This window comes from Mycolicibacterium parafortuitum (assembly GCF_010725485.1).
GTDB lineage: Bacteria > Actinomycetota > Actinomycetes > Mycobacteriales > Mycobacteriaceae > Mycobacterium.
In genome coordinates this window covers 4,552,497-4,561,508 of the sequence record NZ_AP022598.1, presented here as the reverse complement: position 1 = coordinate 4,561,508, position 9,012 = coordinate 4,552,497, and the positions used below count along the sequence as shown (strand labels likewise).

Sequence of the window (9,012 nt, the reverse complement as noted above, 5' to 3'; positions counted from 1 at the left end):
GGTGCGCGTCAGCTGTGCGCGCTCCAGGCGTCCCAGAGCCGTGCGTACCGTCCACCGAGCTCGACGAGCTCGGAATGGTTGCCGCGCTCGATGATTCGACCGTCGTCCATCACCACGATCTGGTCGGCGGTGGCGGCCTGCGTCAGCCGGTGGGCGACCACGAGTGTGGTACGCCCGGCGGTCGCCGCCAGTGCGGCCCGTTCCAATTCGGCGGCGCTGGCACTGCCGGCTTCGGCGGTGGCCTCGTCGAGCACCACGACGCGCGGGTCGGCGAGTACCAGCCGGGCGAGCGCGATGTGCTGAGCCTGTGCCGCCGTCAGCGCCACCCCCTGCTCGCCGACCAGGGTGTCCAGGCCGTCGTCGAGCGCTGACACCCAGTCGAGTGCGCCGACGCGTTCCAGTGCCGCCCAGACCTGCTCGCGGTCGGACTCCGGCGCAGCCAGCCGCAGGTCGTCGAGCAGCGGACCGGAGAAGACGTGTACCTCCTGGGTCACCGTGGCGACCCAGCGGCGCACTTCGGCCTCGGGGATGTCGGCGACCGGAACCCCGCCGAGGTAACTCTGCCCGCGGTCGGGCGCATACAGACCTGCCACCACAGCCGCCAGCGTGGTCTTACCCGCCCCGGTGGTACCCACCAGCGCGCATCGGGTGCCCTCCGGGATCGACAGCGAGACATCGTGCAGCACTTCGGGTCCCGTGCCGTAGGAGAAGGACACGTTTCTGATTTCGACGCCGGCGTCGGCAGGGATGCGGGTCAGCCCGGGGACGTCGATGTGCTCGGGCTCGGCGGACGGGCGCAGGTCGACGACCCCGACCAGACGGGCCAGGCACGCGGCACCGGCCTGGATCTCGTCGAAGTTGTACATCATCATGCCGATCGGGTTGAACAGCCGGTGGAACATCAGTGCGGCGGCGGTGACCTGCCCGAGGGTCACGGCGTCGGTGCGCACGAGTAGGAAGCCGACGACCAATGTCGCTGACAGTCCGATGAACTCGGCCCTGTTCACCCTGCCGACCAGGCGGGTGAACAGCGTGAACACCCCGACCTCGAGATCGCGGGCGCGCCCCGACGCCCGCTCGATCCCGGCGAGGTGGTCGGCGTGGACTTCGTAGGCATTGATGGTGCGGGAACCCTGGATCGACTCCACGGTCGCCTGAGCCCGGTCCGCCAGCGCGACGCGCTGCTGGGCATACACCGGTGCCGAGCGGGGCAGATACCACCGCAGCCCGGCCGCGTAGGCCGGGATGCACAGGGCACCCGCGAGTCCGAGCCGCCAGTCGAGGCTTGCCATGCCGATCAGCGTCACGACGCCGAGAAAGAACGCGTTGAGCATGTCCGGCAACACCTGCGACACCGCCTTGGCGACCGCGGCGACATCCGCACCGACGCGGGAGAGCAGATCCCCACGGCCGCTCTCCTCGACGGTGGTGGCCGGCAGATGCAACGCCGTGCGCAGGACGTCCTCACGCAGATCGGCGACCGCATGCTCGCCGAGCCGGGTGATCAGGTACCGGGCCAGGCCGGTGCCCAAACCGCCGATCACCGCGGCCACGCCGATCACGACGGCGAGACCGATCAGGCTGTCGGCCGGGCTCCCCGCCTCCACCCGGTCGACGAGCGAACCGAGCAGGTAGATGGGCACGGTAGCGGCGCCCGCGGCGGCCAACCCGACCGATACGGTCAGGGCGGTCTGGGCGCGGCGGCTACGCAGATCGGTGGTCAACCAGGACCAGGTCCGCCGCATCGACGCGACGGGAAGTACCGGGGGCGTGACGGATTCGCTGATCGTCATCGCGTCACCAACTCGCGATAGCCCGAATGCCTGTCGACCAGGTCGCGGTGGGTGCCTTCGCCTGCCACCCGTCCGGCGCTGATCAGCACGACACGGTCGGCGGCCGCCAGCAGAGCGGGGCTGCTGGTCAACACGACCGTCGTCCGCCCGGCGGCACTGCGAAGTCCGCGGATGCCGTCGGCGATGGACTGCTCGGTGACCGCGTCGACGGCGGTGGTCGGATCGTGCAGTACGAGGACGTCGGGATCGGCGGCCAGCGCGCGCGCCAGCGTCCAGCGCTGGCGTTGCCCACCTGACAGGCTCGCGCCGCGCTCCAGCACCGGATGGTCGAGTCCGTCCTCGTAGAGCGCCACCACGTCGAGGGCGCAGGACGCCTCGAGTGCGCGGCGTACCGCCGCGTCGTCGGCTCCGGAGATTGCGAGGTTGGCGATCAGGGATCCACTGAAGAGGTCGCCGTGATGGTGCTCGACGAGCATCGTGGTCCGCCGGGTGCCGTAATCGAGTTGCCCGATGCGGCGACCGTTGACCACCACCGAGCCGGTGTCTTCGGTGCGTCGGGTACCGGAGAGCAGATCCATCAGCGCCGTCGCGTCGCGCGGGTCGGTGGCCAGCACTGCCACGAACTCGCCGGGACGGACGTCGAGGGACAGACTGTCCAGGCCCGCATGTGTGGCGTCGCGCACCGTCAGCGATCCGCGTGCCGACCCCCCGGCGGGGACCGGAGGTTCCGCGCTGTGGCGCGTGGGCGCGGCCAGCACGGTCGCGACGCGATTGGCCGAGGCGCGAGCCTCGGCAACCGAACTCGGCAGGGTCGCCAGAACCTCGAACGGTTCGGCGAGGAACTGCGCGAGGCCGATCACGGTGATCAGCTCTCCGAGCGTGAGGTCGCCGTGCATCGCGAAGTACGCCGCGGCGACCGCGACGGCCATCGCCGCGAGGGCACCGGCAGCGGCCGCGGCGCCGGCGTGGGCGCTTTCCAGCCGCGCCGCGCGCAGTGTCGCGCTCAACGAACGGCGGCTGGCCACCCGGTATCGCGCGGCAGCGTTATGTTGTGCGCCGATACCCTGCAGCGGACGGTGCCCGCTGATCAGATCGGTCGCGAGCGCGGTGGCCCTGCCGATCTCGGCCTGCTGGTGCTCCACCCGCGCGGCGATCAGCGGAGCAGTGAGCTGCAGTGCGGCCATCACGATGGGAACCCCGACCAGGACCATCAGACCCAAAGGCAGGTCGATGGTGAGCAACAGGGCTCCGCACGCGATCGTCGCGACCACGGCGCCGACCAGACGTGGGACGTAGTCGAGCAGATAGGCGGTTTCGTCCGCATCCGTCGACGAAATGGAAAGTAGTTCACCTGCTTTGTAGTTCGTGTCGATGCCGAGCGGGTCCAGGATCTTGCGGCTCAGCTCGACACGCAGCAGGTGTCCTTCGGCCGCTATCGCTGCCATCAGCATTCGTGCCCCGAAGCGATACACGACGGTCAGCACGATGAAGAGCGCGGCGAGCGCAGCAATCCAGATCAGGATAGCCCGAACCGATCCGGTGGCAACAGCGCGATCGACAATCACGCCGATCAGCACCGGCACCGATACTTCGCAGAGTTGGTGTGCAGCAATGAGTGTTGAGCCCGCACCGAGGCGGCGCCGGTTACGTGTCAGTGCACGGTGCAGGACTCCGGTGCCGGTCCAGTTGACGCTGTCGTCAGAGACTGTCGCGCTCAACTCGGCGAAATCGCATCGGCACCAGAATGATCCATCTGCTCACGCAAGGAGCGCGGACGCATATCGGTCCAATGCTGTTCGACGTAGCTCAACGCGCTGTCCCGGTCCGTGCCGTCGGGCCCGCCGAAAACTGTTTGCCAGCCAGACGGTATCCCGGCGAACGTCGGCCACAGTGAGTACTGCTCCTCGTCGTTCACCAGCACCAGAAAGCGGCCGTCCTGCTCGTCAAAAGGATTGCTGGACAAAACGTTCCTCCCGGAGGTTTCGGGTCTGTTCACGGCCGACGCCCGCGAGATATGTTGGGGCACCGCTACGACCGAAAGGCATGCTATCAAAGGAAAGGCTAACCATAGTGGGCTAGCTTTTTACCTGGGAGGTTGCTGTGCGCGTGGTGATGTTCGGTTATCAGACATGGGGACACCGGACGCTGGAAGCGCTGGTCAAGTCCCGGCACGACGTGTGTCTGGTGGTCACCCATCCCGCGAGTGACCATGTGTACGAGTCGATTTGGGATGATTCGGTCGAGGACTATGCCCGCGCCGAGGGGATCGAGGTGTTCCTTGCCAAACGGCCATCGCGCGAATTGGCCGACCGTATCGTCAATTTGGCGCCCGACGTGATGGTCGCCAACAATTGGCGCACAAGACTTCCACAGGAACTCTTCAGTATTCCCCGTCTCGGCACCGTCAACCTGCACGATTCCCTGCTGCCGGAGTTCACCGGTTTCTCACCGGTGATCTGGTCGTTGATCAGCGGGGCGAGTCACACCGGACTGACCGCGCATCTGATGGACGACGAACTCGACACCGGCGCGATCCTGGTGCAGCGTTCGGTGGCGATCACGCCGCAGAGCACCGGGACGAGCCTGGTGTACGACACCCTCGATCTGGTCCCCGAGGTGTTGGAGCAGGCGCTGGACGGGTTGGAGCACGGGACGGCGCGACCGGTGCCGCAGGACCTGACCAAGCGGACGTTCTTCCATAAGCGTTCCGACCGAGACAGCGTCGTCGACTGGAACTGGCCCGCGGCCGACATCGAGCGGTTCATCCGGGCGTTGTCGGACCCGTATCCCAATGCCTACACCCACTTCCGTGGCGAGAAACTGCGGTTGATCTCTGCCCACGTCTCACGCTGTCGGTACGGCGGCACCCCGGGTCGCGTGTTCATCGAGGAAGGCGGCGGCATGGTGATCGTCGCCGGCGCCGATGCGTACCGGGGTCGGTCACACGGCCTGGTGCTCGACGTCGTGCGCACCGCAGATGGTCTCGATCACCGCGCGATGGACTTCTTCGGCCGCGGCGGCGGCTATCTCACCGCCGAACCGTGAGATGTGGCGAGGCGCGCGGGATGATCAACGGAGTACCTGTCTCGGGGTCGTCGATGATCTGACAGCGCAGCCCGTACACGCCCTCGATCAGCTCGGCGGTGACAACGTCAGCCGGATTTCCCTGGGCGACAATGTGTCCTGACTTCATCACGACGATCTCGTCGGCGTAGCGGCAGGCATGGTTGAGGTCGTGGAGTACCGCGACCACGGTGTGTCCGCGTTCGCGGTTGAGCATCGCGAACAGGTCGAGCAGCTCGACCTGGTGCGCGATGTCGAGATAGGTGGTCGGTTCGTCGAGCAGCAGCAGCGGGGTCTGCTGCGCCAGCACCATCGCGACCCAGACACGTTGGCGCTGACCGCCGGACAGCTCGTCGACGAGCCGGCCCGCCAGCTCGGTGACCCCGGTGCATGCCATGGCCTCGGCCACCGCGGCCTGGTCGTCGGTCGACCACTGCCGCAACAGCTTCTGGTGCGGGAAGCGTCCACGCGAGATCAGATCGGCGACGCTGATGCCCTCCGGGGCGATCGAGGTCTGGGGGAGTAGCCCCAGCCGGCGCGCCACTTCCTTCGTGTGGAGTGTGGCGATGTCGCTGCCGTCGAGAATCACCTGTCCGGCAGCAGGTTTCAGTAACCGCGCCAAGCCGCGCAGCAGTGTCGACTTCCCGCACGCGTTGGGGCCGACGATCACGGTGATGCGTCCGTCCGCCACGGCGACGGAGAGCTCTTTGACGATCGTCGTCTCGTCATAAGCGATGGACAACGAGGAGGCCTGCAGGCGGGTGGGGGGCATCGGTTGCTCTCTGTGCATCAGCGGCGGCGCGCCTGGGTGATCAACAGGTAGACGAGGTAGCTGCCGCCCAGTGACACCGTCACCGGACCGACAGGGATCGCGTTGTCGCCGAACATCCTCGCGGCGAGGACATCGCAGACCAACAGCAGCACCGCCCCCATCGCCGCGGCGGGTACCAGGGCGACACCCGGACTCGCGGTCAACCGACGGGCGAGCTGCGGTGCGGCCAGCGCGATGAACGCGATCGGTCCAGCGGCCGCGCACGCCAGCGCGACCAGTCCGACGCCGACGACAAGATAGCCCAGCCGCGCCCGGTCGGGTTGCACACCGAGGGCCCCCGCCGCGTCGTCGCCGAGCTGCAGGACCGGCAACTGCGGGCCCAGTGCGAGCAGCGCGGCCGCCATCGCCACCAGGCAGATCGTCATCGGAACCACCTGCGACCACGTCATTCCGGACAGTGACCCCTGCTGCCACACCGCGGCGGTGACAGCCGTGTGGTGGTCGAGTTTGATGACGATCCACTGGTTGACCGAGTTCAGCACCGCGCTGACCGCGATACCGACCACGATGAGCCGGTAACCGGCGGTCCCGTTGCGGTAGGACAACGCGTACACCACGACGGCGGTCACCAGCCCACCGGTCAGCGCACCGCCCGCGACGGCGTAGTAGCCGCCGCCGACGGTCGCCATGATCGCCAGGGCCCCGGTATACGCGCCGATATTGATCCCGATGATGTCGGGGCTGCCCAGGGGGTTTCGGGTCAGCGCCTGGAAGATCGCCCCGGACACCCCGAACGCCGCCCCGACGAGCAGTGCCATCAGCATCCGCGGCATCCGCCACTCAAGGACCACCACGCGGTCGAACGATGTGTTGACGCCCGCGAGTACCCCGAGGACGTCTCCCGGTGCGACGTGGTACTTGCCGAAACCTATCGCCAGGACGGCAAGGACGAAGGCCGCAGCGGTCAGCACGGCCACCACGACGACCGCGCGCCAGGAAGCGCGCACCGCCACCCCGCCGAAGCGCACAACGCACTGCCGCTGACCGAACCGCACCATCGGCGTGGGCGTGGTCATGTGCGGTCCGCTCCGCGGCGCCGGATGAGCCACACCAGCACCGGCGCACCGATGAAGGCGGTGACGATGCCTGCGGGCAGCTCGGACGGCCGGATGACGACACGTCCGACGATGTCGGCCGCCAGCAGCAGCGCGGGCGACACCACCACCGCGTAGCCGAGGATCCACCGCCAATCCGGGCCGGTGAAGCGACGTACCGCGTGCGGCACCATCAGCCCGACGAACCCGATCGGGCCCGCGCCCGCCGTCGCGGCACCTGCCAGCAGGGTGACCGCGACCAAGCTCAACAGCTGGGTGCGGACCACGTTGCCGCCGAGGCTCTTCGCGAGGTCGTCCCCGAACGAGGTGACGTTCAGCGACCGCGACACCGCCAGGCACAGCAACGCACCCACCGCGATGAACGGCCCGATCGCCAGCGCCACATCGAGCGGCCGGCCGTCGAGCGCGCCGGCGTCCCAGAACCGCATGTTGTCGAACGCGCGGGGATACCGCAGGCGGATCGCGAAGCCGATCCCCTCCAGCACCGCCCCGACCGCGACGCCGGCGAGAAGCACCCGCACCGGGGTGACGGCCGCTCGCCCGGACATTCCGACGAGGTACACCACGGCCATGGCGAACAGTGCGCCGGCGAACGCGAACCAGATGTAGGTCCAGATCCCGGTGAGCCCGAGCAACGCGATCGCGCTGACCACGAACAGTGAAGCGCCGGAATTGATCCCGAGGATCTCCGAGTCGGCCAGTGGATTACGCCCGACAGCCTGGATCAGGGTTCCGGACAATCCGAGCGCGAGGCCCACCAGCAGTCCGAGCACTGTTCGCGGGATACGCAGTTCGTGCACGATCCACTCTTCGCCGACGTCGCGGTAATCGGTCACCGCGGACCACACCGTGGCCAGCGAGACATTCTCGGTTCCGACGGCGAGGCTGGCGATGCACACCACGGCCAGCAGGCCGGTCGCCGCGGCGAGCCCGATCAGCTTGCCGCCATGCGTCGGATACCGCGCCGATGCCTCGGGGGCCGGGGAGAGCGGTGTGTGGGTCGTCACCGAGTCAGAGACCCATCCGCTCGCAGGCCTCGTCGAACTCCTCGAAGGCCTGCTTGTCGCCTTTGCCTTCGGTCAGCGCCTTCTCGTAGACCGCGAGCACGTCGTCTTCGACCTCGGTGAACCGCGCGTCCCAGGTCTCCGAGTCGAACCGCCAGTAGCCGGTGATGTCGTACTGGTCGATCGTCCAGCCGAGGCTGCGCAGGTACTTGCGCACGGCCCTGGATTCGGCCGCCTCGCCGGCGAACCAGCAGTAGCCGCGGCCGGCCGGCAGGTCGATCTCGCGAATCGCGCGCAGGAGTGTGCTTGGGGCGTGACCGTTTCCGGTGCCGACGCTGCTGTGGACACAGACGTTCGGACGGCGGGGCAGATAGTCGAGATCTTCCGGTGCGGCGACCTCGACGATCACCGTCGCGGTGGTGTCGGCGGGGAGCTCCTCGACGATGCGCGCGGTCGCGGGCAAACCTGAGAGGTCGCTGACGAGTAGCTGCCAGTCGCTGTCGGCCGGAGGCCGGTACCACGAGCGTGCGTGGTCGAGCACGACACGGTCGCCTGCTGCGGCACCCGCGGCCCAGTCGGTCCCGGGGCCGCGAGAATGCAGCACGACGTCTAGCGTCACCCGCGCCCCGACCTGGTGGCGCACCGAATAGTTCCGGCCCTCGCCCTCGGGATGGTCATCTGCCTGGAAATACACCCCTACCGCGGAATCACCGGCGACCCTGACGTTCAGCACATCCGGCGCTTCGACGTCGAGCACGATCCGTTTCAGGCGGCGGCTGAGGTGGGTGGTCTCGACGACAGAGGCATACGAGAACGACACCTGGGCGAGGTTAGCCTAAACACACCCGCTGACGGAGATCCTTCTTCCGACGTTCGCGCACACGCTGACATTCGGTGGCGGCGGGGGTGGAGGCGGTGGAGGAGGAGCCGCTTCGTAGTCCTCCGGCAGCGGCGCGTACGCCGCAGGGGGCGGAACCCAGGGGGCGATGGCGTCGGCGACGTTGCCGCACGCGTTCACCGAGACGTGCCGTCCGCCGACGGAGCCGCACACATCGGCCGAAGCTTCCTGGGACTGAGGCAGGGCGGCCAGGCCCAGGGTCAGCAGGGCCAACCCGCCGGACGCCACCACTCGAACGGTCCACACGATCGGGATCGTACCGCTGTGTGGGCGAGAAACAGGGTTAAACTCACCGCGGGCGCGCAGGACCGCCCGACGTCCGCTCGAAGAGGCTCAGCCTCCCTGTGCTCGATCCTCACCGCCGACC

Annotated in this window: 9 protein-coding genes; 1 reads left to right on the top strand and 8 read right to left on the bottom strand. The window is 68.2% G+C overall.

What is annotated here, in order from left to right; translation table 11 throughout:
• Nucleotides 1-8 precede the first annotated feature (8 nt).
• From NTM_RS21595 to NTM_RS21585, 3 genes are read right to left on the bottom strand one after another with little or no spacing between them, the layout of a single operon-like run.
• Nucleotides 9-1,793, bottom strand: coding sequence for an ABC transporter ATP-binding protein (locus NTM_RS21595; RefSeq protein WP_163767698.1), 1,785 nt, complete (start codon nt 1,791-1,793; stop codon nt 9-11).
• Nucleotides 1,790-3,511, bottom strand: coding sequence for an ABC transporter ATP-binding protein (locus NTM_RS21590; RefSeq protein ID WP_163767696.1), 1,722 nt, complete (start codon nt 3,509-3,511; stop codon nt 1,790-1,792). Before NTM_RS21590 ends, NTM_RS21595 begins: the two co-directional genes overlap by 4 nt.
• Nucleotides 3,508-3,756, bottom strand: coding sequence for an MbtH family protein (locus NTM_RS21585; protein WP_104861510.1), 249 nt, complete (start codon nt 3,754-3,756; stop codon nt 3,508-3,510). Before NTM_RS21585 ends, NTM_RS21590 begins: the two co-directional genes overlap by 4 nt.
• A 137-nt stretch (nt 3,757-3,893) precedes the next feature.
• Between NTM_RS21585 and NTM_RS21580 the strand changes: the two genes are divergently transcribed.
• A complete protein-coding gene (locus tag NTM_RS21580) occupies nt 3,894-4,838 on the top strand; it encodes a methionyl-tRNA formyltransferase (protein WP_163767693.1) in 945 nt (314 codons plus the stop codon).
• Here NTM_RS21580 and NTM_RS21575 read toward each other — a convergent pair.
• The 5 genes from NTM_RS21575 to NTM_RS21555 are packed head-to-tail and all read right to left on the bottom strand — an operon-like array spanning nt 4,822 to nt 8,891.
• On the bottom strand, nt 4,822-5,628 hold the full coding sequence (locus NTM_RS21575; protein ID WP_104861512.1) for an ABC transporter ATP-binding protein: 807 nt from the start codon (nt 5,626-5,628) through the stop codon (nt 4,822-4,824). The genes NTM_RS21580 and NTM_RS21575 overlap by 17 nt on opposite strands.
• 17 nt (nt 5,629-5,645) lie before the next feature.
• Nucleotides 5,646-6,704: a FecCD family ABC transporter permease gene (locus NTM_RS21570; RefSeq protein WP_104861513.1), complete on the bottom strand. Its 1,059-nt coding sequence runs from the start codon at nt 6,702-6,704 to the stop codon at nt 5,646-5,648.
• Nucleotides 6,701-7,750, bottom strand: a complete 1,050-nt coding sequence (locus tag NTM_RS21565; protein ID WP_179963970.1) for a FecCD family ABC transporter permease — start codon at nt 7,748-7,750, stop codon at nt 6,701-6,703. Before NTM_RS21565 ends, NTM_RS21570 begins: the two co-directional genes overlap by 4 nt.
• A 4-nt stretch (nt 7,751-7,754) precedes the next feature.
• The gene (locus tag NTM_RS21560) at nt 7,755-8,567 is read right to left on the bottom strand and encodes a siderophore-interacting protein (protein ID WP_163767690.1); all 813 of its coding nucleotides are present in this window, start codon (nt 8,565-8,567) and stop codon (nt 7,755-7,757) included.
• A gap of 15 nt (nt 8,568-8,582) precedes the next feature.
• Nucleotides 8,583-8,891, bottom strand: coding sequence for a hypothetical protein (locus NTM_RS21555; protein WP_083143219.1), 309 nt, complete (start codon nt 8,889-8,891; stop codon nt 8,583-8,585).
• Between the last annotated feature and the right edge of the window lie 121 nt (nt 8,892-9,012).

Coding starts and splice junctions, on each gene's coding strand:
- NTM_RS21595 (WP_163767698.1), bottom strand. CDS start 1,793: ATGACGATCAGCGAATCCGTCACGCCCCCGGTACTTCCCGTCGCGTCG.
- NTM_RS21575 (WP_104861512.1), bottom strand. CDS start 5,628: ATGCCCCCCACCCGCCTGCAGGCCTCCTCGTTGTCCATCGCTTATGAC.
- NTM_RS21570 (WP_104861513.1), bottom strand. CDS start 6,704: ATGACCACGCCCACGCCGATGGTGCGGTTCGGTCAGCGGCAGTGCGTT.